The sequence below is a fragment of the Rhizobium sp. BK376 genome, assembly GCF_004341625.1.
GTDB lineage: Bacteria > Pseudomonadota > Alphaproteobacteria > Rhizobiales > Rhizobiaceae > Rhizobium.
Genome location: NZ_SLZG01000006.1, coordinates 295,118 through 317,850 on the forward strand (window position 1 = coordinate 295,118; position 22,733 = coordinate 317,850).

Genomic DNA, 22,733 nt, shown 5'->3' on the forward strand with positions numbered 1-22,733 from the left:
ATCGCGGTTCATGGCGCGCTCAACATTCTGACCTTGGCTAAATCCTGGGCGCGATTTCGCGCGGCAGTCCGGTCCCTCAGAGAGGTGAATTGTTAGGCCCTGAAAGGGTTCCGTCTTTCAGGGTCCAAAGCCTTTTCGTTAGCGGCAGATCAGTTGCGCTATTTCGTCATCGATCTGGATGCCTTCAGCCAGAGCTTCCCTCCGACTGCCCTGACCGCGCCGACCGGGAAGCCGCACATTGGGATCGGCGGTCATCGTGGCCGCAAGCAGCGCAAGGCGGGAAGCGGTGCCGCTGCCGCCGGTTGCCTCGGGGTCGATCGCGATAATCATCTGCCCGAGTGCCGGCGGGTCGCCACGGTCGTCGAACAACGAAGTGGCCTCGAAGGAGTAGTTGGCTCCGGTCAGGCCGGCGGCGAGGATCTCGACCATCAGGGCCAATGCAGCGCCCTTGGCCTCCCCAAGCGGCATCATCGTGCCCTTGAGCGCCTCGCCCGGATCCGTCGTCGGCTCGCCGAAGGGATCGAGAGCCCAATCGCCGGGTATCTCCGTGCCCTTCTGATGGGCCGCCATGATCTTGCCCCGTGCAACCTTCGACATGGCAAGATCGATGACGATCGGGTCGGCGTCCGGCAGGGGCGCAGCAAAGGCGATCGGATTGGTGCCGTAGACTGCGGTCTTTCCGCCCCAGGGTGCCATTGCTGCAGGCGCATTGGCAAACATCAGGGCAACGAGGCCGCGCTCGGCGAAGCGCTCGACCGTCAGCCCCATCACGCCGGCATGATGCGAGCGATGGATGGCGGCGATTGCAATGCCGGATTTCGAGGCGAGGGCCGGAAGTTCGCGGACGGCAAGGTCGAGGGCCGGATAGGCAAAACCGTAGCCGGCATCGACCCGGAGTACGGCCGGCGCATTCAATGACAGGGCGGGTACGGCAAAGCCGTCGACCTTGCCTGCCCTGGCCTGAGAGGCGTACGCCTCAATGCGGCGTAGGCCATGGCCGCCTTGCCCCGCGGCTTCGGCGGCAACGAGAGCCGTGGCTACCGACCTGGCATTCTCTGGGCTTACCTTGTTGCGTTCGAACATCTGCGCAACGAGACGCTCGGCTTCGGAGATGGACAGCAGCATGTGATTAACTCCCGGCGAGGGCTTGCGGAATTGCCGGCAGCGCCAGCGAGGCACCGGAGGCACAAAGCAATAGGAAGACGATCAGCCTTAGCACTCTCGGCGACAGCGGCAGGGGCAAGCGCCGCGCCATCTGCGTGCCGGCGGCGACGGTAGCGACGGCCAGAAAGGCGGGCCAGTAGACCGGTTTGGGAAAGGTGCCGTCGGCGATGACCACCAGCAGGCGGATCAGGGCGTTGATGGCAAAGATCGCCACGAGTGTTTCGCGAATGGCCGCGATCGGCAGGGGCTGCCGATAGAAATGATAGACGAGCGGCGGCCCGCTGGTCGAGAACAGGCCGCTCATGATGCCGGAAAAGGCTCCGAAAAAGACGAAGGAGGATTTCGTCGCCTCTTTCTCCTCCTTCTTCGGCGGCATGACCAGTTGCAGGGCCGAGATGATGATCACCGCACCAAGGATGATGCGGAGATAGACGAGGCCGTTGGTGGCGAGATGGTCGAGCAGGAAATAGCCGCCGACCAATGTCGGCAGGCTGGCGAAGAGCACGAGTACCAGTTCGGCGCGCAGCACGTCGCGCCAGCCCTTCGTCATCATGATGGTGGCGTTGACCAGCGTCAGCACGCCGGTCACGACCGCGGCATCGCGCAGCGGCATGACGGCAGTGAGGCCGACCCCACCCATAAGCAACAGCCCGAAGGCAAAGCCGGTCAAGGTCTGCACATAGGCGGCAACGCCCGCCATCAGCACGAAGCTGATAATCTCCGACGATGTCATGTTGCAGCCGACCGATACGAACCGATAGTCAGGGTGATAGGCGACATCAGAGGTCGCCGTTCAGGGTCAGCATCAGGTTCGCCAGAAGCGCAGTGCGCGGCGCGACGCTGCTGACGAATATGTACTCGTCGAAAGTATGCGCGCCGGCTCCATCGGCCCCCAAACCGTCGAGCGTCGGCACGCCGAGCGCTGCAGTGAAGTTACCGTCCGAGCCGCCGCCGGTGCTGACGCCTTCGAGGGTGATGCCCAGTTGTGCGGCAATCTTCGCAGTATGATCGAAGAGGCGCTTGCCCTCTTCCGTTTGCGCGAAAGGCGGACGGCTGAGGCCGCCCTTGACCTCGATGGTGATATCAGGATCGACTGGCTTCAGGTTTTGGACCTTGCCCAGAATTTCGGTCGCCGTCTCGCTGTCGGGCAAGCGGAGATCGACCTGCATGCGGCATTCGGCCGGCACGGTGTTGCGCCCGGTGCCGCCATTGATCGTGCCGACGGTGACGGTGATGCCACGCTCGACGTCGTTCATGCCTTCGAGTTCGAGCACCAGGCGGGCGGCGGCGCGGATGGCGCTGCGTCCATCCTGCGGCTTGCTGCCGGCATGAGAGGCGCGGCCACGCACCACGATGTCATACATGGCGACGCCCTTGCGGGCGACGACGATCTTGCCACCATCGCGCGCCGGCTCGACGACCAGGGTATGGCCGGCATGGCGGGCATAATCCTCGATGAGGCCGCGCGAGCTTGCGCTGCCCATCTCCTCGTCAGGCATGAACAGCAGGTCGACCGGTGATCTCGTGCCCGCGCGAACCGCGATCTTCATAGCCTCCAGCGCCATCAAGGCCCCGGACTTCATGTCGTAGATGCCCGGCCCGTAGAGCCGGTCGCCTTCCTGGCGCAATGTGAGGTTTTCCTTGATCGTACCGGTCGCATGCACCGTATCGAGATGGGCAAGGATCAGGACGCCTTTCTCGTTGCTTCCCGCCGGACGAGGCGAGCGCACGGCAAGGATATCGCCGAAACCCAGCGTGCCGGGAATGCGCTCGACGATGAGACCGCCTTCCTTGGCAAGCATTTCGACCCGATCGGCAAGCCGGTTGACGGCCGCGGCATCACGCGTCGGAGTTTCGAGCTCCACCCAGGTCTTGAGTTCGGAAAGAAGTGCGGCTTCGTCGATATCGGCAGCGGAAATTGTGAGGGGCATGGGCATCTTCCAAAGGATCTCAGGCGGGCAAAAGCAGGATGTGATGATCGGTTTCGGCGGCGATCTTCTCGTCGCTGTAGAGGAGCGGCACATATTCTCCGCCCGACCAGCGCTCGGCGAGATCGGCATAATGCGGCGAGCGCGGATCGCCGGATTGACCGGGTGTGTTGATGCAGAACGACTTATCCCATTCGCCGACATCGATGACGAGACGGACGGAGGCGCCGGCGGTGACGCGGAAATCGCTCAGGCGATAGCTCGCAAGGCCGGGCGTGGAGCGGCTGCCGCCAACTGGCAGCGGGCCGACATTCCATTCACCGGTCTTGTCTTGCTTCACGCGGCTTGCCGCATGCTCAAACAGGGCATGATGCAACGTTCCCCACGCCCATCTCGAAGGATCGTCGCCAAGGCGGCGGCTGCAATCGTCGAAGGCCGCAGCCAGGGTTTCGAGCAGCATGGTATCCCTCGCCTCTTCGGCCGGCTGACCGAAGCGCTGATCGGGATGTTCCAGGAGGTTAAGAAGCACGTCGACATCGCCGGGAACAAGCAATGCCCGCACAGCCGGATTCGGTGCGAAGCGGGCAAAGAGAGCAGGCCGCAGATGCTTCATCCACCAGACCTCGAAGAGCGCCGCGATATTACTGTCGGCCGTCAGCCGGAAGTCCCAGCCATCAAGGAGAGCGGCGACCTTTTCCCGGACGATTGCAGCCCCTTTCCGGCCAATGGCTTCCGCGAGAAGGGCGCAGATTCGACCGGCGGGGCTCGAATAGGTGTCCATCTGCAACGCCATGGAGGCTTCGGTCGAATGCGCGGTATCGGCAGAAAGCACCGACTTGATCCGCTCCGCGCGGCTTACCTCCGCCCATTCATGGCCGATCGTCGGCGCATCGGGACTGCGGTCCGCCGGCAGGTTCATCTCGTTGGCGGTCGCAAAGAAGCCGGCAGCCGGATTGACGACGCGGGGCAGCTCTTCAGCGGGCAGAAAACCCGCCCATTCATGGCTGCCGTCGCCAGGCACCGGCAGCAGCCCATGCCAATTCTGCCGGACCGGCGTGAAACCAGCGGTGAACCAGCCGACATTGCCGTCGACGTCTGCGCAGACGTGATTGACCGAAGGCGTGCCCCAGGACCGGAGCGACGTGCCGAAGGCGGCAACGGAGGGCGAGCGCATGGCCGAGAGGCTTCCAAGATACGCCGCCGAGCCGGGCGAGAGCCAGACCGAACGCAACGCGATCACAAGCCGCTTGCCTGCATCCTCGTGGAGAACCGGACCATGCCGGGTGAAGGCCAGCATCAAGGTCTGGTCGGCATATCCCTTGACTTCGAAGCGCTCTTCCTGCCGGCGGATGGCTTCCCAGCCGTCCTGATAACGATAGAGATCCGGCTCACCTTCCCGGGTCTCGTAGACGTAGACATCCTCCTGGTCGGCCCCGAAGATCGTCAGTCCGAAGGCGGCCTTGCCGTTGTGGCCGAGAGAAATGCCGGGTGCGGTCGGCTCGCCGGTTCCGATGGCATTGAAGCCCGGTGCCTGCAGGTGCACGAGATAGCGCAGCGAAGGAACCGCATGGGCGCGGTGCGGGTCGCTCGCGAGAATCGGCCGGCCGGTCTCGGTCCGCGAACCGTGCACCACCCAATTGTTGGACCCCTCCTCGCTAGTTGCGCGGATAATGTCGCCGAGATCGGTGACTTCGGTCCATGTCCACACATCGTCGAGCGTCGCAGCCAACCGCTCGCGCTCGAAAGTGACCGGCGCAGTCGCGAGCTTGAAAAGCCGGAGCGCCGCAAGCGGGATATCGGCCAGCGCGACACCGTCGGCAACTTTCAGATCGACGTGCGGTTCGATCTGTGTGCGCAGCAGATCGGTCTGAGCATCGGCCAGTGTCAGGATATTGGCGCGCAGGATTTCGGAGGCACCGTTGCGGGTCAGCGCATGGGTGCGCACGCGCACCACGTCCTCCGGTCGCCAGCGTGCCGGGCTGGTACCGAAGAATGAGAATTCCAGCGGCAGGCGGGCGGGCTCGGCCTGACAGAGGGTGATATAGGCGTTGATGCCCGTAGCAAAGGCAGTGCAGATCGCCTGCGTGTCCGGTGCGTAGGAAGACCACTCAGCCGCCATGTCGCCACGATAGAGAAAGTGGCGAGCCGCGTGATCCTGCGCGAGATATCCAGGGCCAAAATCGGCAGCGAGAAGGCCAAGGCCACGCTTGCGCCAGAGATCGAGCTGCCACAGACGGTCGCGTGCAGCGTTGAAGCCCTGCACGAAGAAGAGATCCTGCTCGTTTTCCGCCTTGAGATGGGGGATCCCCCAGCGGTCCACACGGATTTCCGCGGGCTGTTTGAGCCCCTGCAGGTGCATCGTTTCGTCGGCGGTCGTCTCGGTCATATCGATCTCATCAGGCATGGTGGCAGGCAACCATCGCGCCATCAGGTCGCGGGGTCAGTTCGGGCCGTTCCCTGGAGCAAATTTCGGTCGCAAGCGGGCAGCGCGTGTGGAAGGCGCAGCCGGAGGGGATGTTGGAAGGGCTCGGCAACTCACCGCTCAGGATGAAACGCTGCTTGGCACGCTGTACATCCGGATCTGCCTCGGGCACGGCAGACATCAACGCCTTGGTATATGGATGCTTCGGATTTTCGAAGAAAGTGTCGCGATCGGCCATCTCGACGAAGCGGCCGAGATACATAACGACCACGCGGTCGCAGATATGGCGGACGACAGCGAGATCGTGCGAGACGAAGAGATAGGAGACGCCGGTGCGCTTCTGCAGCGCGACGAGCAGGTTGAGGATCTGCGCACGCACCGAGACGTCGAGCGCCGAGACCGGCTCGTCGCAAATGACGAGATCGGGCTCCAGCGCCAAGGCCCGGGCGATGACCACGCGTTGCCGCTGGCCGCCCGAAAACTGATGCGGATAGCGGTCGGCATGTTCTGGGCGAAGACCGACCTGGGTCAGCAGCGTCGCCACCCGCTCCTTGAGTTCCTTGCCTCGGGCGATGCCGCGGACGATCAGGGGCTCGCCGATGGTCGCGCCGATGGTGGAGCGCGGATCAAGCGACAGCGCCGGATCCTGAAAGATCATCTGCACCTTGCGGCGGATATCGTTGAGAGCCTTGCGGTTGGCGCCGACCACTTCCGCGCCGCCGATCTTCACGCTGCCGGCAACCGGCTGCTGCAGGCCGACGATTGTGTTGGAAAGCGTGGACTTACCACAGCCGGATTCGCCGACCAGCGCGACGGTCTCGCCCTTGGCGATATCGAGGGTGGCGCCATTGACCGCCTTGACCGTATGGGTCGATCCGCCGAGCATGCCGCCACGGCCGGAGAAATGCACGGCGACATCGCGGATTTCCAGTACGTTTGCCGTGCCGCTCATGCCGCCACCTCACGCATCTCAGTCATTCTGTCGATATGCCAGCAGGCGGAGAAATGGCCCGTCCCCTGCTCGAAGAGCGGCGGGGGCTCGGCCCGGCACTTGTCCGATGCGAGCGGACAGCGGCCGACGAAGCGGCAACCGAGGCCGAATTCGTTCGGCGTCGGCACGGAACCTTCGATGGTCGCCAGATCCGCCTTCGGTGCCACATCAAGCTTGGGAACGCTGGCAAGCAGCAATGCCGTGTAGGGATGCGCCGGCGCGTTGAAGAGAGCATGAACCGGCGCGATCTCGGCGATACGACCGGCATACATGACGGCAACCTCATCGGCGATATCGGCAACGACGCCCATGTCATGGGTGATGAGCACGATCGAGGTGCCGCGCTCGGCGACGAGCTTCTTCATCACATCGAGGATCTGCGCCTGGATCGTCACATCAAGCGCCGTCGTCGGCTCGTCGGCGACGAGCACGCGCGGACCGCAGATCAGCGCGATGGCAATCATGATGCGCTGGCACATGCCGCCGGAAAGCTCGAAGGGATATTGGTGCAGCCGCCGGTCGGGATCGGGAATGCCGACATCGACCAGCATCTCTCGTGCCTTTGCCAGCGCCTGCGATTTCGAGACGTTCTGGTGGGCGCGGAAGGCTGCGGCGATCTGCGAGCCCACCGTCGTCAGCGGATCCAGCGAAGCGCTCGGTTCCTGGAAGATGATCGAGATGTCCTTGCCGCGGGCCTTGCGGAGCTGGCGCTCAGAAAGGCTGGCGAGATCGGTCTCCTCGAGCAGGATCCTGCCGTTTACCCGGCGCGCTGCCGGCGGCAGCAGGCCGAGCATGGCGTAAGAGGTCAGCGACTTGCCGCAGCCGGATTCACCGACCAGCGCCATCACCTTGCCGGGGCTGACCGTGAAGGAGACGCCATCCACAACCTTGGCACCAGCGATTTCGATGGTGAGGTTGTCGACCGTCAGGAGCGGCTTGGCTTGGATGCCCATATTCCCTCCTCAGCGAGCGCCTGATGCGGGCTGGCTACGCTGGAACGTCCCGATCGAGTTGCCACCGTCGACGCTCAGCACCGCGCCTGTGATGAAGCTCGCCTTGTCCGAGCAGAGGTAGGCGATCGCAGCCGGCGCATCCTCCGGGCCGCTCTGGCGACCGAGCGGGATGCGCTTCAGCATGTTCTCGACATATTCCTCGGTCAGCAGGCTCACTTCGCTGCCCGCCGCAAAACCCGGCTCCACGACGTTGACGCGGATGCCGCTTTCAGCAAGCTCCAGCGCGAACCCCTTGGACAGGCGCTCGATCGAGGTCTTGGAGGTGCAGTAAGGCACGGATTCCCGGTTCATGCCGCGCGCAGCACCGGAGGAGATATTGATGATCGAGCCCTTGCGTCCCTCGGCGATCATCAGCTTGGCCATTTCGCGGGTCAGGATAAAGGGCGCCTTCAAATTGACGTCGAACACGAGATCCCAATCCGAAAACTCCATCGTCATCAGATTGTAGCGGGTGTAGATGCCGGCATTATTGATCAGCGCGTCAGGCGCCTTCCACTCGCGGCGCACCAGATCGACGAGGTCGAGCATCGATTCCTCGCTGGTGAGCTCCGTCGTATGCAGAAGCACTTTCGAGCGATCAAGGCCGAGGTCGTCTACCGTCTTTTCAAGCGCATCCTGTCGCTTGTCGGACAGGCAGAGATGGGCGCCTTCTCGAGCGAAATAGGCGTCGATCCAGCGGCCGAAGATGCCGGCTGCACCTGTGATGACGATTTTCTTGTTTTCGAATTCCATGGAAAGCCTCAGCGCGAACGGGAGCGGGGATCAAGCTGGTCACGCAACCAGTCTCCCAGCACATTGACGGAAAAGACGAGAAGGAAGAGGCCGGCGCCGGGAAAGGCGACGATCCACCAGGCGCGTTCGACATATTGCCGACCGACGCTCATGATCGAGCCCCAGCTGGGAGCCGGTGGCTGAATACCGAGCCCGAGGAACGAGAGGCCGGCTTCCATGAGGATCATCAGGCCGAATTCGGCGGTGGCGACGATCAGCACCGGACCAGCAATGTTCGGCAGCACGTGATGGAAGAGGATGCGGGCCGCACCCGCGCCGGCAAGCTCTGATGCCTTGATGAAGGGAAGGTTCGAGACCTGCAGCGTCTGCGCATAGGCAACGCGGGTATAGCGCGGCCAGCGGGTGAGGCCGAGCACCAGCACGAGCTTCAGGAAGCCGGGACCGAGCACAGCGACGGTGAGCACCGCAAGCAGGATCGCCGGGATCGACATCATGATGTCGACGAGGCGCATGATGAGGATTTCCACCGTGCCGCGGAACCAGCCGGCGACCATGCCGAGCGTAACGCCGACGACGGTGGAGACGACGACCGACAGGATGGCGACGCTCAATGAAACGCCAGCCCCGTAAAGGATGCGGGACAGCAGGTCACGGCCGAGATCGTCGGTTCCGAGCCAGTAAGTGATGCCCCTCGCCTCGAAGCCCGGCGGCTTCAGGCGGGCGAGAAGGTTCTGGTGCGCCGGGTCGGCCGGCGCGATCCACGGCGCAAAGATCGCCAGGATCAGGATAACGGCCAGGATGATCGTAACCAGCTGGATCGAGAGGGGAACGCGCCGAATGCGCTGGGAAAAGGCAGAAATGGCGATGCTCATGGCTGCCTCCTCAACGCGCCAGACGGATGCGTGGATCGATGAGCGCATAGACGAAATCGGCAAGTACGCTGGTCAGCACATAGACGAAGGAGATCAGGAGCACGATCACCTGCACAACGAGGAAATCTCGCGACTGAATGGACTGGATGGCAAGCTGGCCGATGCCCGGCCAGGCAAATACGGTCTCGACGATGACGGCGCCGGCGAGCAGATTACCGATTTCCAGCGCCGCGATCGTGATGACCGGAATGGAGGCATTGCGCAGCACATGCCGGATGACGACCGCGCCAAGCGAAAGGCCCCTCGCCCGCCCCGCCCGCACATAATCCTTGCCGAGTTCATCGAGAACCGAGATGCGAGCCATGCGGGCGAAAGTCGACATGGACAGCGCCCCAAGCGCGATCGATGGCATCACGATTGCGGAGAAGCCGCCGACGCCTGATGCCGGCAGCCAGCGCAGCGTTACCGCGAAAAGGAAGATGAGCAGGATGCCGGACAGAAACGTCGGCACGCTCTGGCCGGTGATGACGATCGCCGTCAGGATCTTTTCGAGAAAGCCGCCACGGCGGGTGGCCATCAAAATGCCGGCCGGAATGCCGACACCGATCGCAACGATCAGCGCGCCGATTGCCAGCATGATCGTATAGGGCAGACGCGAGGCGACGATATCGATCGCGGGGACACGCTGCACCACCGACATGCCGAAATCGAGGTGGGCAAGACCCTGGAGATATTGAAGATATTGCAGCCAGAGCGGCTGATCGAATCCGAGCTGATGGCGCAGCTCGTTGATCATTTCCGTCGACGCTCCCTGTGGGACCAGAAGCAGGGTCGGATCGCCGGAGAGATGCATCACGATGAAAACGATCGTGATGACCCCGAAGATTGCGATCACAGCCTGGACCAGCCGCCCTGCGGCATATTTCAACATATCCGTCCTGCCCGCCTGTACACGTTACTGCTGCCAGCCCATGTCCATGACGAACATGGCTTCGTTCGGGCTGGGCTGCCATTTCAGATGCTTGCTGGCACCATAAACGGCGTCAACCTGATAGAGACCCAGACCCGGCACATCGTCCTTCAGGATGCCATAGGCCTTCTCATAATCCTGCAGACGCTGGTCGTTGTTGAGCGTGGAGCGGGCATCGTCGACCAGCTTGTCATAAGCCGGGTTGCTGTATTTCGCCCAGCTCGAGCCGGTACGGAACAGCGGGAAGATGATGCCGTCGGCATCCTGGCAGGCGCAGGACCACTTGCCGAGCGCGAGGCTGCCGGCATTTGCCGGATCGCCCTGGCGGCGCTTCAGGAAGGTCGCCTGGTCGAGCGAGGTGATCTCGGTGTCGAGACCGACATCGTTCAGCATCTGCTGGATCGCTTCCACCATGGCCCGGTCGTAAGAGGGCGAGGTCAGGAACTCGATCTTGGCGCCTTCGGCGCCTGCTTCCTTGACGAGCGCGCGCGCCTTATCGGGATCGAAGGGATAACCTTCGACCTTGTCCGTATAGCCGAAGATCGGTGCTGCGCCGAGCACGTTGACCTGCGAACCGAAGCCCTGCAGCAGCGCGTCGATCAGGCCCTTCTTGTCGATGGCGTAGGCGATCGCCTGGCGAACGCGGACATCCTTGGTCGCGCCGGCCTGGGCGTTGATATAGATATAGCCGACCCGCTCGGTCGGAACCGAAAGCACCTGCGAATTCGGATCGCTCTTGAGATCGATCGCCTGGTCGGACGGCAGGTCGCGGACGAGATCGGCCTTGCCGGTCTTCAGGTCGGCAAGACGGGTGGAGACGTCGGGGACGGCGCGGAAGAAGACATGGGCGAAGGGTGGCTTGCCGCGCCAGTAGTGGTCGTTGGCCTGCAGCTCGGTCTGGACGCCCTTCTGCCATTGCACCAGCTTATAGGGACCGCTACCCATCGGCTGCTGGTTGAAGGTCTGCCCGCCAACCTTCTCGACATAGGCCTTCGGCAGGATGGAGAGCTTGACCAGCTGGGCAAGCAGCGCCGGATAGGCGGATTTGGCCGTGACCACGACGGTCGTCGGATTGGTCGCCTCGGCCTTGGATATCTGGTCGAATTGGGACAGCTGCGGGCTCTTCAGGTCCGGGCTGATGATGCGGTTGATGGAGTAAACCACATCATCAGCCGTCAGCTTCGAGCCGTCCTGGAAGGTGACGTCGTCGCGGATATCGAACTGAATCGTCGTGTCGTTGACGTATTTCCACGACTTGGCGATCTGCGGAACGATCTGGCCGGAGGCGTCGCGGGTCAGCAGGTTGTCGAAAATGTTGCGGTAAATGGTGTAGCTGTCTGTATCCCACTGCAGCTGCGGATCGAGCGTGGCCGCGTCATTGGGAAGGTCGATGGTCAGCGTGTCCTTGGCTGTCTGGGCAAGCGCCGTCGAAGCCGTCATGACCGCCGCGAATGCGGCGATCGAAGCGAATTTCCAGTTCATATTACCCTCTCTTTTATTATCTAATCTATGTATTTTATGCGGAATTCGAGTTAACGCCTTAGCCCGCCCGTTTCAAGCCGGCTTCGTCGGCGCAATAGGCTGCAAGTTCCGCATGCGTGGTGAACCACACATCTTTCTTGGCCTGTGCCTGGCGAATGATTTCCTCCAGGATGAAGATGCGCGAGCGATGACCGACATGGTGCGGGTGCATCGTAAGCTGGAAGAGGCCGCCTTCCTCGTAGGCCACATCAAGCTCGCGCTGGAAAATATCGAGAACCATGGCTGGTGCGCCATAGGGCCTTGCCCCGGTCATGCGGTCCATGGCGACATAGGGTGCGTCGTCACGTATCCACTCGACCGGAATTTCGACGACACCCGTCGGCTCGCCGTCTTCCAGCAGCTCATAGGGCTCGTCGTCGGCCATCAGGGAGGAATCGTAGAGGAGGCCCATCTCGCGGGCGATCTTCAGCGTGTAGGGGCTGAAATCCCAGGAAGCGGTGCGCATGCCGACCGGCCGCACGCCGCAGATCCGCTCGAGGACATCAGCCGCCCGCAGCGCGAGGTCGCGTTCGGTCGTTTCGTCCAGGCGCGAATTGAACTCATGGATCCAGCTATGCATGCCGATTTCGTGGCCGGAAGCCACAACGGCGCGCGCCTCGTCAGTGTTGATCATCGCCGAGACGGCCGGCATGTAGACAGATGCGGGGACTGCGTATTTTTCGAGCAGCTTGAGGATGCGCGGCATGCCGGAGCGCGCGCCATATTGGCCCTGGCTCATACGGCTGAAGGAAATGCCGCCGTTGCGCAGTTCCATCGTCTCGTGGTCCGCGTCGAAAGAAAGCGCGACGGCCATGCGGGCGCCATTCTTCCACTGCGCCGGCTTCAGCGAACGGCCTGCCCGAACCTTGCTGACGCTTTTTTGCCACGTCTCATCCGTCCAAAGCCAGGGCTGGTTCTTGTCATGCTGTTCTGCTGCGCTCATGATATTCTTTCGTTCGGCGATGCCAACACCGCTCAGCGGCTGTCATTTTTCTGACCAGAATTGTTATAAGCCAATCGAATAGTCATAAACGGGGGTTTCGTTCACATATATGAACTCCGAAGTGAAAAGCGCCGGTCGCATACTAGACCTCCTCGAATACCTGTCGGCGCTGCGCGAAGCCGTATCGCTTTCGCAGATCGTTCAGCATCTCAAGCTGCCGAAAAGCAGCGCGCATGGCCTCATTCAGACGCTGGCGGCAAGGGGTCATGTCGTCCAGGATTCCACCGGGCGCTACATGCTCGTGGAAGCAAGCCGTCACGGCTTCCCCTTCCGTCGTCATGAGGAACCCCTGGTCGTCACCGCAATACCCTTCATGGAACGGTTGAGGGACGAGTCGGGCGAAACGGTATTGCTTGGCACGATGAACGCGCACTGCGACCTGCGCCGGTTGGCAAAATGCGTCAGCCATCACCCTGTCCGCTACGACGTCAACATGGACGCTGCGATCGCTGCTCATTGCACGGCGACCGGCCGCGTGCTCCTCGCCCATGCTCCGGCGGAAGCGCGGGATGCCTATTTGTCCCGCGTCCGCTTCCTATCCTATACGCGCTACACAATCACGGATGTCGAACAGCTCCGTGAGGTCCTCATTAGGGTGCGCCGTGACGGCTACGCCATCAACGATCAGGAATTCATTACCGGCTCGACTGGTATCGCCGCTCCGATCTTCGACGCCGAGGGCAACGCGATTGCGGCTATCAATCTCGGCACGCTGACAAGCCGATATGTCGAGCGGCGTGAAGAACTCCTCCTCATGCTGCGCTCGACCGCTGATCTTATCAGCCGCGCATTGGGCTATCGGCGGAACTGATGGTTCGCATTTTCGTTTGAGGTCGAGGCTGCACCAGCTGCAAGACGATCACGGTTTTTTGTTTTCGATAGAGCCGAAAGATACCCATTCAGCGGACGTGATGGTGCCTTGCCGAGGTTTACCACGAGACGACAGCGGCGTATCGTATGATGATTAGTGCTCTTGGTACGTCGATTTCACTGTCAGGCAGGGATAAAGACATGCTCACCCTTAATATCAATGGACAATCCCGCGACGTCGATGTGCCGGAAGACATGCCGCTTCTCTGGGTGCTGCGCGACCATCTCAATCTGGTCGGCACCAAATATGGCTGTGGCGTCGCCCAATGCGGCGTCTGTACCGTCCATGTGGCTGGAAAGGCCGTGCGTTCCTGCCAGCTGACCGTCGGCGATGTCGGCACCCGCGCCGTCGTTACGATCGAGGGAGTTGGCAGCACGCCCAACGGCGCAAAGGTGCAGCAGGCCTGGATGGAAGCTGCAGTGCCGCAATGCGGCTATTGCCAGGCCGGCCAGATCATGTCGGCCACCGCGCTGCTGGACAGCAACCCTGAGCCCGACGATTCCGACATCGACGCGGCCATGGCGGGCAATCTCTGTCGCTGCGGGACCTATATACGCATCCGCCATGCGATCAAGAACGCCGCTGCCAAGCCGGCCTGACCATGAAGAAAATCATCGGCATTGTCGTTGTGGTCATTGTCGTCGTCGCGCTTGGTTTTGCGGGATGGCTGGTTCTCGGCCGAAATCCGACCTCCTTTGCCGGCGGCTCGACCGTCGCGCTTGACGCTTACCAGGGTGGCACTGTTACCGGCGTTCCGGCGCAGCTTGCCAGCGCGGATCTGGTCAAGCGCGGCGAATATCTCATCCATGCCGCAGACTGTCAGGCCTGCCATACCGCCCCGGGCGGCCCGCCCTTCGCTGGCGGCTTTGCCTTCAACATGCCATTCGGCACCATCTATTCCACCAATATCACCCCGGACAAGGAAACGGGGATCGGCAATTATACCGACGCCCAGTTCCTGGCGGCGGTGCATAAGGGTATCCGTGCTGACGGCGAGAAGCTCTATCCTGCCATGCCCTACACTTCCTATACCTATATGACGGACGCCGACGCGCTCGCCATCAAGGCCTATCTCTTCACGCTGGCGCCGGTCCATGCCCCGGCCAAGCCGGACCAACTCTCCTGGCCCTTCAACCAGCGCAGCCTGCTGTCGCTCTGGAATGTGGCGTTCAATACGGATGAACGTTTCCGTCCGAACCCCGGCCAAAGCCCGCAATGGAACAGAGGCGCCTATCTTGCCGAGGCGATGGGCCATTGCGGCGAGTGTCATACGCCGCGAAACCTCGCCTTTGCGCTGGACAATCACCGGAAGTTTTCCGGGGCTGTCACCGCTGGCTGGCATGCCTTCAATATCACCGGCGACAAGGTCTCCGGCATCGGTGACTGGACCGACGAGGATATCTTTTCCTATCTCTCCACCGGCCACGCCAATGGACATGGCGGTGCGGCTGGCCCGATGGGCGAAGCCACTGACGACAGCCTGAGCTATCTGCTGCCTGACGACGTGCATGCTCTGGTAACCTATCTGCGCAGCATACCCGCCCATGCGAGTGATCTACCGCGCACCGTCACGACACCTGCGCCAGCATCGCATAAGGAAGGTGTGACCCCGGACGTCAATCTGCGCGGGGAAAAGATCTTCGCCAGCGCCTGCGCCAGCTGCCATGACTGGACGGGCGTGAGCCCTGTCACCGGCTATGCCACCTTGACCGGCGTGCGCGCGGTGAACGATCCCACCGCCACCAATGTGGCGCAGACGGTCATCAACGGCGTCAACCGCAAGACGGATCAGGGCACGATCTTCATGCCTGCCTTCGGTGCAGGATATTCCGACGACGATATTGCGGCCGTGGCCAACTATGTCACCGCCCGCTTTGGCGCCAAGGGCGCCCAGCTGACAGGCAAGGATGTGGCCGATCTGCGAAAGCAGGCCGCCCAGGCAACGCAGGGAGTGACCCAATGACTGATATGCAGTCCAATTTTGCCCAGTCCGATGCTTATCTCTCGGCCTTGATCAGCGAGGTCCGTTCGGTACCAGTGGCGCAGGCGATGCCGACGATGGGACGCCGGACTTTCTTCAAACTGGCCAGCGCGGGCGCTGCGGGGCTGGTGCTGGGGTTCCATCTCGGAGACGCAGCTTTCGCGGCCGAGACGGTGAGCGGCAACACTTCCGATGGCAGCGATCAGGTGATGAATGCCTTCATCCGCATCGCTCCCGACAACACGATCACCATCTATTCCAAAGCCCCCGAGATCGGCCAGGGCATCAAGACCTCCTTCGGCGTGATCATTGCCGACGAACTCGACGCGGATTGGAACCATGTCGTGATGGAGCAGGCTCCCATTAATCCCAAGGTCTATGGCAGCCAGGGCGCGGGAGGTTCGACCTCCATTCCGCGCGCCTGGAACCAGCTGCGTCAGGCCGGAGCCGGCGCCAAGGCAATGCTGATTGCCGCCGCCGCCCAGGAATGGGCAGTAGACCCATCGCAGATCACCGCTCAGGATTCGGTCCTGAGCCATGCCGCCAGCGGCAAGTCCGCCAGCTATGGATCGATGGCGACAGCGGCAGCAAAAATGCCGGTGCCGGATCCCAAGAGCCTGAAACTGAAGGCCCGCGCCGACTATCGCCTGATCGGCAAGCGCTATCGCGGCGTCGACGATCCCAAGGTCGTCACCGGCCAGCCGCTGTTCGGCATCGACGTCCAGGTCCCTGGAATGGTCTATGCCAACTACACCAAATGTCCGGCAGCCGGCGGCAAGGTGAGATCCTTCAATGTCGACGAGATCAAGGCGCAGCCGGGCGTCCTCGACGCCTTCGCCGTCGATGGCACCGGCATGATGGTCGAAGTCATGCCAGGCGTCGCCATCATCGCCAAGGACACCTGGAGCGCTTTCAAGGCGAAGGACAAGCTTAAGGTGGATTGGGATCTGATCGAGGCGTCGACGGATTCCAGCTCGCAATTCTCGGCTGAGGCCAAGAAGGTGGCGACCAGTTTCCCGGAAAAGTTCGATGACAACGTCGGTGACGTGGACAAGTCCTTCGCCAATGCCAGTAAGACTGTCGAGGCCTTCTACGAGTACCCCTTCGCCGCCCATGTGCCGCTGGAGCCGATGAACACCACGGCGCATTGGCACGACGGCGTGATGGAAATGTGGGTGCCCACGCAGCAGCCCGACCGCGGCTTGCCGATGGTGGCGAAGGCGGCGGGCGTACCGGAAGAAAAAGTCGTCATGCACCAGACCCGCGTGGGGGGCGGTTTCGGGCGACGGCTGGTCAATGACTATGCCTGCGAGGCGGCAGCCATCGCGCGGAAGGTCAACGCCCCGGTCAAGCTGCAATGGACCCGGGAAGACGATTTCAGTCACGACTTCTACCGCCCCGCCGGCTACCATCAGTTCAAGGGCGCAATTGATAAGGCCGGCAGGCTCGATGCCTGGCAGGAACATTTCATCACCTTTACAGCCGACGGCAAAAAGGAAGCCAGCGGCGCCAACCTCACCGACAATCTGCGATATTCCATCAAGGCGCCCAATCTGCGCCGCGCCAAGACCATGTTCCCGCTGAAGATTCCCACCGGCGCCTGGCGCGCGCCGGGCGACAATGCCCAGGTCTTTGCAGCACAGAGCTTCATGCATGAACTGGCGCTCGCTTCCGGTCGCGATCACGTCGAGTTCCTCATCGATGCCGTGAACCGCGACGTGCCTGAGCTGGTTGCCAAGGACGCAAGTGTCAACTTCAGCCCCAAGCGGGCAACCGACGTGATCAAGATGTGCGCCGAGAAGGCCGGATGGGGCAAGTCGCTACCCAAGGGCAGCGGTCTCGGCTTTGCCTGGTGCTATTCCCACGCCGGCCATGTCGCGCAAGCGATTGAGCTCAGCGTCGATGCCAACAAAGGGATCAAGGTCAATCGGATTGTCGTGGTGCTCGATGTCGGGCCGATCATCGACATGGCCGGCTCCGAAGCCCAGGCACAAGGAGCTTCGACCGATGCTCTCTCCACTGCCATGGGCCTCAAGATCAACATCGAGAACGGCCGGATCCAGGAGCAGAACTACAATGCCTATCCGATCCTGCGCATGCCTTTCGCGCCGATGACGATCGACGCTTTTTTCATCCAGTCGGACAATCCGCCTACAGGCATGGGCGAACCAGCCTTCCCGGCGCTCGCGCCCGCGCTCGGCAATGCCATATTCGCCGCGACGGGAGAGCGGGTGCGCCGCCTGCCATTGCGCGATCTCGGCTATTCGCTGGCAGTCTGATAGACCGCCCAGTGTTCAAACCGCATGGACCTTGACCATGGCCCATGCGGTTCGTGTCTTTTGGCGCCGCAATTCATGAGCGGCGTGCGAACGGACTATTTCCCGTCCGCATTTCCCGATTGCTGTGTAGCAGCCTTCGAGCCGTCCTTCTGAAGATCGGCTTGGTCGGCAACGATGGAGGCTGCCTCCTTCAGCAAGACGTCCTTTGCGTTCTTGCGAGCATCTTCAAGCGCAAGATCGGCGCTCAGGCTACGCTCATCCGCCTGCAAACCGTCGTCCTGGCCGGGGTCGACACCATCATCTATCTGCTTGCGCTCCTTCAGGCGCTTTGCCTGCGTGACCAGTTCATCGCGACGTTCGGCTTCATTGAGAGAGACGACCTGCTTGTCGCGCTGCGCCTTCAAGTCGGCAACGTCTTCTATGAAGCGCTGGAAATCCTGATCCTTCTGTACTCGCTCATCATGGCGGCTTTGCAGTTGCGGCAGCACTGCCTTGATATCGCCATCGGGCGTGTAGTTTGCGGGCTTCACCTGAGCCCACGGCAACGCATTGTCAAAACTCGCTTCGCCGAAGGTACTGAGGTCCGAGAGGCCCGGCAGGCTGATATCGGGCGTCACGCCGCGCAGCTGTGTCGTGCCACCGTTGACGCGGAAGAACTGGGCTATCGTCATTTTCAGCTCGCCGAATTTCGGTTTGCTGTTATGGGCGACCTGGTCGAGATCGATCACTGTCTGCACCGTACCCTTGCCAAAGCTGGGTTCGCCGACAATCACGCCTCGACCGTAGTCCTGTATCGCCGCAGCAAAAATTTCGGAGGCAGACGCCGAGCTGCGATTGATCAAGACACCGAGCGGACCTGTCCAGAGAGGTGCAGAAAGATCATCGCTTTCCACATCAATCTTCCCCTTGGCATCGCGCTCCTGCACCACCGGGCCCTTGCCGACGAACAGGCCGGTCAAATCGACCGCCTCGGACAACGAGCCGCCGCCATTATCGCGCAGGTCGACCAGAACGCCGTCGACATTCTCTTGCTTCAGCTCTCCCAGAAGCTTGGCGACATCGCGGCTTGCGCTTCTGTAGTCCTTGTCGCCCTTCTGCCGCGCTTCGAAGTCTTCATAGAAGGCCGGCAGGGTAATGATGCCGATTTTGCGGGTGGCGTCACCGTCCTTTACGGAAATGATGGTCTTCTTGGCAGCCTGCTTGTCGAGGCTGATCTTGTCGCGGACCAGATCAAGGAGGCGATGCTTGCCATCCGCTCCAGCATCCGCTGGCAGTATCTCAAGCCGGACGACGGAACCCTTTGCGCCTCGGATCATTTGCACGATTTCATCAAGACGCCTGCCGACCACTTCCTTTACCGGGCTATCCTTGCCCTGACCGACGCCGATAATGCGGTCGCCGACAGCGAGCTTGCCGGACAATTGTGCCGGACCGCCCGGAACGAGTTCGCGGATCGTCGTGTAATCATCCTGCTCCTGCAGCACCGCGCCGATGCCGACCAGCGAAAGCTTCATCGAAATATCGAACTCAGCCGAAGCGGTCGCGCCGAAATAGTCGGTGTGCGGATCGATCGACGTCGTGTAGGCGTCCATGAATGACTGGAACACATCGTCGCTCTTGTACTTCTGAACGCGCTCGAGCGAGTTTTCGTAGCGCTTGTCGAGCGTATCGCGAATATCGGCGTCGGCCTTGCCTGCCAGCTTCAGGCGCAGCCAGTCGCTCTTGACGCGCTTGCGCCAGAGTTCGTTGCTTTCCGCTTCGGATTGCGGCCAGGCGGCCTTGTCGCGAGAAAGGGAATAATCTTCCTTCACGGTGAAGTCGAAATTCTGCTTGAGCAAGCTGCGCGCATAGTTCATGCGGTCGACAACTCGGTTCTCATACACGTTGAAAATCGAAAACGGGATCTGCAGGTCTTCGCGGTTTATCGCATCGTCGATCTTCGCGCCGTCAGCCGTGAACTTATCTATGTCGGACTGCAGGAAGAGAAGGCGGTCCGGATCCAGGGACTTGATGTACTTGTTCATGATCTTGCCCGAGAGGGCGTCATCGAGCGGAACGGGCTTGTAGCCGAAGCGCGTCAGAAATTGCGCACTCAAATGAGCCGCTTGCTCCTGCTGTTGCGATGGGGTCAAAATTGGCCGCGATGCGGCATCCTGGGCATATGCCGAGGATGCAATTGCCAGGAAGGCGCCCAGGAAACCGTACTTTATATGCATGCAGCCTTGATCCAATTCTCGGTGTAGAGTCTTAAATGTGCGACGTTAGCGGAACAATTATGGTGTTCGGCAACTAAATGGACATGCTATGTTCCTTATCCGGCGTTAACGCCGCGAACAATGCCCTTGCCAATTCACCGCTCAAGAATCCGATCGCTCTTGAAGCTTATTCATAAAAGCGGCCTCTTGAAGACCTTCTTCTTCAAATACGCTTGATACCGGTCGAATGGACAAGATTTAATAATATTTTGCGTATTCAGCGGCGTCGATCCGGCGAAGGCGCTTGCCCTATTGTGCGTCCGGCGCGCACCAGCGTTTCTCAACAAACGAAAAACCCCACGCCTGCGATCAGGCGTGGGGCCTTCGCTGACGTCCGCCGCGGTGCTCAGCTATAAAGGCTAACTTCAGGGATCTTGTCGTTCAAAACGAAGTCACCGACTTCCTTGGCCTTGTAGAAGACCGGGTCATGGAGCGTATGCGTGCGCACATTGCGCCAGAAGCGATCGAACCGATATTTGTCCGCCGTCGAGCGGGCGCCCGTGAGCTCGAAGATACGCGATGTGATGTCGAGCGAAACGTTGGTCGCGTGGACCTTGGCAGCGTAGGCTTCCGCCGCCGCAGCACCTCGTTCGCGGGCGGTGACGGAGTGACCTTTTGCAAGTTCGATTTGAACGGCAAGAGCTGCGCTGTCGGCGAGTGCCGTAGCCGCCTTCAACGAGGCCGAAAATTCTCCGACGCGTTCGAGAATGTAGGGATCGTCAGCGGCTCGCTCGACGCCTGACGTGACCCAGGGCCGGGTCGTCGAGCGTACATAGTCGATGGCCGCCTTCAGCGCCCCTTCCGCCGTGCCGAGATAGAAATTGACGAAGACCAGCTGGATCAGCGGCGTATTGAAGGTCGAAAGCACCGGCGGCGATGCGTCGGCTGCCGTTGGCTGGCCGACAAAATCCTCCGCATACACCGGAAAATCATGGAATTCGACGCTACCGCTGTCCGAAAGACGCTGGCCGAAATTGTCCCAGTCGTCATTGGCGACGTAGCCGGGGCGATTGGTGCGAATGACAAAGCCGACGATCTTGTCGTCCAGGACCGCATTGGCGTTGATATAATCCGAGACATGCGCTGCCGTAGAGAAGGTCTTTCGGCCGTTCAGCACATATCCATTGCCCCGCCGCGTCAGGACCAGGCCCGGATCACGTGGATTGACGGCGGCACCCCAATAGAGGTTTTGCGCAACCGTCTCTGCCCCGAGCGCATCGGCGCGGGCGGCATCTAGCGCCCAGTAGATATATTGGCTGTTGACGAAATGGTAGCCGAGGAGTTGCCCGACGGAGCTTTCGCCCTGCGCGAGAATGCGCACCAGACGCAGGCCATCCACCCAGTCCAGCCCGCCCCCGCCGACCTCGCGCGAGTGTAGCGCGTTCAGCAGTCCAGCCTTCTTGAGCTTGATGATCTCGCCGACCGGCGGGCGGCCGTCGCGATCAAGCTCGGCTGCCCGCTTCGAAAGATCGGCCGAAATTTCCGCGGCACTGGCGAAAAGCTCCCTGCGCGTCGTGCCCGGATTAGTCGCGAAGAGGATGTTGGACAGGCTCATGGATGAAACTCCGGTTCTATGGAAGAGCCCGACAGCGGTCCCATGATCGCTATCGGAAAATCGATGCGGCTGACTTTTAAAAAACCTTGGCCGGAATCCAGCTCGCAGTTGCGGCGTCGCTCGTACTGAAGGCCGGGATTTTCTGCGCCAGATCCTCGATCGTCTTGACGCCGGCTGCCCGCAGCGCTTCCTGCGTCAGAAGCGCCGGCTTCACCGTGATCTGGTGCGGGACATCCTGTCCGGCGATCTGAAGTGCCGCGGCGCGCACCGACACGGCACCAACCACGGCCGGATTGGTGGCGACCGTTGCGACCCAGGGGCTGCCGTCAGCGGTGATTTCCTGGATATCGGCCGTCGAGACGTCGGCCGAATAGATCTTCAGTTTGCTCGCAATACCGAGGTCGGCGGCGGCAAGCTTCACCCCACGGGCGAACTCATCATAAGGTGCAAAGACGACGCTGATATCGGGATTGGCCGTCAGGGCAGCCTTTGCCTGGTCGGCAGTAGTCGTTGCTGTCGTGTCGCTGACATTGCCGAAACGTGCCTTTTCGACGACACCGGCATTTTCAGCCCTGAACTTGTCCCAAATCTCGTTGCGACGGTCGAGCGGAGCAAAGCCCGCGACATAGACATAGCCGGCGTTGAACTTGGTGCCGTTGTCCTTGACGGCTTGCTTGAGCGCGAGGTCGGCAATTTCGTGGTCGCTCTGCTCGACCTGCGGAATCTTGGGATTGTTGAGATTGACGTCGAAGGCGACGACCTTGATGCCCTTATCGAGCCCCTGCTGCACGACATCGCCGAGCGACTCAGGCAAGCCATGGTCGACAACGATACCGGATACGCCAAGATTGATCGCCTGCAGGATCTGCTCGCGCTGCTCGGCGGCATCCTGCCGCCCAGGGAACACGCGAAGGTCGATGTCGAGCGACTTTGCCTGCGCCTCGGCGCCGGCCTGGTAGGCCTGGAAGAAATCGCCTGCCGAGATATAGCTGATCAGGGCAACCTTGACGCCGCCCTTGTCAAAGGGTGCGGGCGCACCGGCAATACCACCGGCAACGGCTTGTTGCGTGAGCAGGAATGGAATGACAGCGGCAGACAGAGCGAGCTGTGCGAGTGGTTTCATCGTCGCGATCCCCTTGATCAATCAAAACGTCGTCTGATGGGTTCGGCAGCTCC

General features: G+C 61.5%; 18 protein-coding genes. 4 read left to right on the forward strand and 14 right to left on the reverse strand.

Going from position 1 to position 22,733, the window contains the following annotated elements:
* Positions 1 to 138: 138 nt before the first annotated feature.
* Genes EV561_RS17730 through EV561_RS17780 form a run of 11 tightly spaced genes read right to left on the reverse strand, consistent with a single transcriptional unit; the run spans position 139 to position 12,556 of the window.
* Positions 139 to 1,125, reverse strand: coding sequence for an Ldh family oxidoreductase (locus EV561_RS17730; protein ID WP_132523615.1), 987 nt, complete (start codon positions 1,123 to 1,125; stop codon positions 139 to 141).
* Between the two features lie 4 nt (positions 1,126 to 1,129).
* Complete coding sequence (locus EV561_RS17735) at positions 1,130 to 1,897, reverse strand: sulfite exporter TauE/SafE family protein (RefSeq protein WP_132523616.1); 768 nt, start codon at positions 1,895 to 1,897, stop codon at positions 1,130 to 1,132.
* Positions 1,898 to 1,943: 46 nt separating this feature from the next.
* Positions 1,944 to 3,095 (reverse strand): M20 family metallopeptidase, encoded by a 1,152-nt coding sequence (locus EV561_RS17740; protein WP_132523617.1) that lies wholly within the window; start codon positions 3,093 to 3,095, stop codon positions 1,944 to 1,946.
* A gap of 19 nt (positions 3,096 to 3,114) precedes the next feature.
* Positions 3,115 to 5,478 carry a penicillin acylase family protein gene (locus tag EV561_RS17745; protein ID WP_132523618.1) on the reverse strand — a complete coding sequence of 788 codons (2,364 nt, stop codon included), beginning with the start codon at positions 5,476 to 5,478 and terminating at the stop codon, positions 3,115 to 3,117.
* A gap of 10 nt (positions 5,479 to 5,488) precedes the next feature.
* Positions 5,489 to 6,466 carry an oligopeptide/dipeptide ABC transporter ATP-binding protein gene (locus tag EV561_RS17750; protein WP_132523619.1) on the reverse strand — a complete coding sequence of 326 codons (978 nt, stop codon included), beginning with the start codon at positions 6,464 to 6,466 and terminating at the stop codon, positions 5,489 to 5,491.
* On the reverse strand, positions 6,463 to 7,458 hold the full coding sequence (locus EV561_RS17755) for an ABC transporter ATP-binding protein (RefSeq protein WP_132523620.1): 996 nt from the start codon (positions 7,456 to 7,458) through the stop codon (positions 6,463 to 6,465). Before EV561_RS17755 ends, EV561_RS17750 begins: the two co-directional genes overlap by 4 nt.
* A 9-nt stretch (positions 7,459 to 7,467) precedes the next feature.
* On the reverse strand, positions 7,468 to 8,250 hold the full coding sequence (locus tag EV561_RS17760) for an SDR family NAD(P)-dependent oxidoreductase (RefSeq protein ID WP_132523621.1): 783 nt from the start codon (positions 8,248 to 8,250) through the stop codon (positions 7,468 to 7,470).
* An 8-nt stretch (positions 8,251 to 8,258) separates the two neighbouring features.
* Entirely contained in the window at positions 8,259 to 9,122 is an 864-nt protein-coding gene (locus EV561_RS17765) for an ABC transporter permease (RefSeq protein ID WP_132523622.1), read from the reverse strand.
* A gap of 10 nt (positions 9,123 to 9,132) precedes the next feature.
* The gene (locus tag EV561_RS17770; RefSeq protein ID WP_132523623.1) at positions 9,133 to 10,053 is read right to left on the reverse strand and encodes an ABC transporter permease; all 921 of its coding nucleotides are present in this window, start codon (positions 10,051 to 10,053) and stop codon (positions 9,133 to 9,135) included.
* Between the two features lie 24 nt (positions 10,054 to 10,077).
* Positions 10,078 to 11,574 carry an ABC transporter substrate-binding protein gene (locus EV561_RS17775; RefSeq protein ID WP_132523624.1) on the reverse strand — a complete coding sequence of 499 codons (1,497 nt, stop codon included), beginning with the start codon at positions 11,572 to 11,574 and terminating at the stop codon, positions 10,078 to 10,080.
* A 58-nt stretch (positions 11,575 to 11,632) separates the two neighbouring features.
* Complete coding sequence (locus EV561_RS17780) at positions 11,633 to 12,556, reverse strand: polysaccharide deacetylase (RefSeq protein ID WP_132523625.1); 924 nt, start codon at positions 12,554 to 12,556, stop codon at positions 11,633 to 11,635.
* Positions 12,557 to 12,677: 121 nt separating this feature from the next.
* Here EV561_RS17780 and EV561_RS17785 point away from each other — a divergent pair, with 121 nt between their 5' ends.
* From EV561_RS17785 to EV561_RS17800, 4 genes are all read left to right on the forward strand, one after another.
* Positions 12,678 to 13,427, forward strand: coding sequence for an IclR family transcriptional regulator (locus EV561_RS17785; protein ID WP_245512710.1), 750 nt, complete (start codon positions 12,678 to 12,680; stop codon positions 13,425 to 13,427).
* A gap of 200 nt (positions 13,428 to 13,627) precedes the next feature.
* Positions 13,628 to 14,086: a (2Fe-2S)-binding protein gene (locus EV561_RS17790; protein WP_132523627.1), complete on the forward strand. Its 459-nt coding sequence runs from the start codon at positions 13,628 to 13,630 to the stop codon at positions 14,084 to 14,086.
* A gap of 2 nt (positions 14,087 to 14,088) precedes the next feature.
* Positions 14,089 to 15,450, forward strand: a complete 1,362-nt coding sequence (locus EV561_RS17795) for a cytochrome c (RefSeq protein WP_132523628.1) — start codon at positions 14,089 to 14,091, stop codon at positions 15,448 to 15,450.
* Positions 15,447 to 17,747 carry a molybdopterin cofactor-binding domain-containing protein gene (locus EV561_RS17800; RefSeq protein WP_132523629.1) on the forward strand — a complete coding sequence of 767 codons (2,301 nt, stop codon included), beginning with the start codon at positions 15,447 to 15,449 and terminating at the stop codon, positions 17,745 to 17,747. Before EV561_RS17795 ends, EV561_RS17800 begins: the two co-directional genes overlap by 4 nt.
* Before the next feature lie 95 nt (positions 17,748 to 17,842).
* Here the strand turns inward: EV561_RS17800 and EV561_RS17805 are convergent, their stop codons facing one another.
* The 3 genes from EV561_RS17805 to EV561_RS17815 form a co-directional block, all read right to left on the reverse strand.
* Positions 17,843 to 19,963: a carboxy terminal-processing peptidase gene (locus tag EV561_RS17805; RefSeq protein ID WP_132523630.1), complete on the reverse strand. Its 2,121-nt coding sequence runs from the start codon at positions 19,961 to 19,963 to the stop codon at positions 17,843 to 17,845.
* A 385-nt stretch (positions 19,964 to 20,348) separates the two neighbouring features.
* Positions 20,349 to 21,557: an acyl-CoA dehydrogenase family protein gene (locus tag EV561_RS17810; protein WP_132523631.1), complete on the reverse strand. Its 1,209-nt coding sequence runs from the start codon at positions 21,555 to 21,557 to the stop codon at positions 20,349 to 20,351.
* Positions 21,558 to 21,633: 76 nt separating this feature from the next.
* Positions 21,634 to 22,680, reverse strand: coding sequence for a substrate-binding domain-containing protein (locus EV561_RS17815; protein WP_132523632.1), 1,047 nt, complete (start codon positions 22,678 to 22,680; stop codon positions 21,634 to 21,636).
* Positions 22,681 to 22,733 lie beyond the last annotated feature (53 nt).

Coding starts and splice junctions, on each gene's coding strand:
- EV561_RS17795 (WP_132523628.1), top strand. CDS start 14,089: ATGAAGAAAATCATCGGCATTGTCGTTGTGGTCATTGTCGTCGTCGCG.
- EV561_RS17790 (WP_132523627.1), top strand. CDS start 13,628: ATGCTCACCCTTAATATCAATGGACAATCCCGCGACGTCGATGTGCCG.
- EV561_RS17750 (WP_132523619.1), bottom strand. CDS start 6,466: ATGAGCGGCACGGCAAACGTACTGGAAATCCGCGATGTCGCCGTGCAT.
- EV561_RS17770 (WP_132523623.1), bottom strand. CDS start 10,053: ATGTTGAAATATGCCGCAGGGCGGCTGGTCCAGGCTGTGATCGCAATC.
- EV561_RS17730 (WP_132523615.1), bottom strand. CDS start 1,125: ATGCTGCTGTCCATCTCCGAAGCCGAGCGTCTCGTTGCGCAGATGTTC.
- EV561_RS17815 (WP_132523632.1), bottom strand. CDS start 22,680: ATGAAACCACTCGCACAGCTCGCTCTGTCTGCCGCTGTCATTCCATTC.
- EV561_RS17810 (WP_132523631.1), bottom strand. CDS start 21,557: ATGAGCCTGTCCAACATCCTCTTCGCGACTAATCCGGGCACGACGCGC.
- EV561_RS17760 (WP_132523621.1), bottom strand. CDS start 8,250: ATGGAATTCGAAAACAAGAAAATCGTCATCACAGGTGCAGCCGGCATC.
- EV561_RS17780 (WP_132523625.1), bottom strand. CDS start 12,556: ATGAGCGCAGCAGAACAGCATGACAAGAACCAGCCCTGGCTTTGGACG.
- EV561_RS17740 (WP_132523617.1), bottom strand. CDS start 3,095: ATGCCCCTCACAATTTCCGCTGCCGATATCGACGAAGCCGCACTTCTT.
- EV561_RS17745 (WP_132523618.1), bottom strand. CDS start 5,478: ATGACCGAGACGACCGCCGACGAAACGATGCACCTGCAGGGGCTCAAA.
- EV561_RS17775 (WP_132523624.1), bottom strand. CDS start 11,574: ATGAACTGGAAATTCGCTTCGATCGCCGCATTCGCGGCGGTCATGACG.
- EV561_RS17755 (WP_132523620.1), bottom strand. CDS start 7,458: ATGGGCATCCAAGCCAAGCCGCTCCTGACGGTCGACAACCTCACCATC.
- EV561_RS17765 (WP_132523622.1), bottom strand. CDS start 9,122: ATGAGCATCGCCATTTCTGCCTTTTCCCAGCGCATTCGGCGCGTTCCC.
- EV561_RS17800 (WP_132523629.1), top strand. CDS start 15,447: ATGACTGATATGCAGTCCAATTTTGCCCAGTCCGATGCTTATCTCTCG.
- EV561_RS17735 (WP_132523616.1), bottom strand. CDS start 1,897: ATGACATCGTCGGAGATTATCAGCTTCGTGCTGATGGCGGGCGTTGCC.
- EV561_RS17805 (WP_132523630.1), bottom strand. CDS start 19,963: ATGCATATAAAGTACGGTTTCCTGGGCGCCTTCCTGGCAATTGCATCC.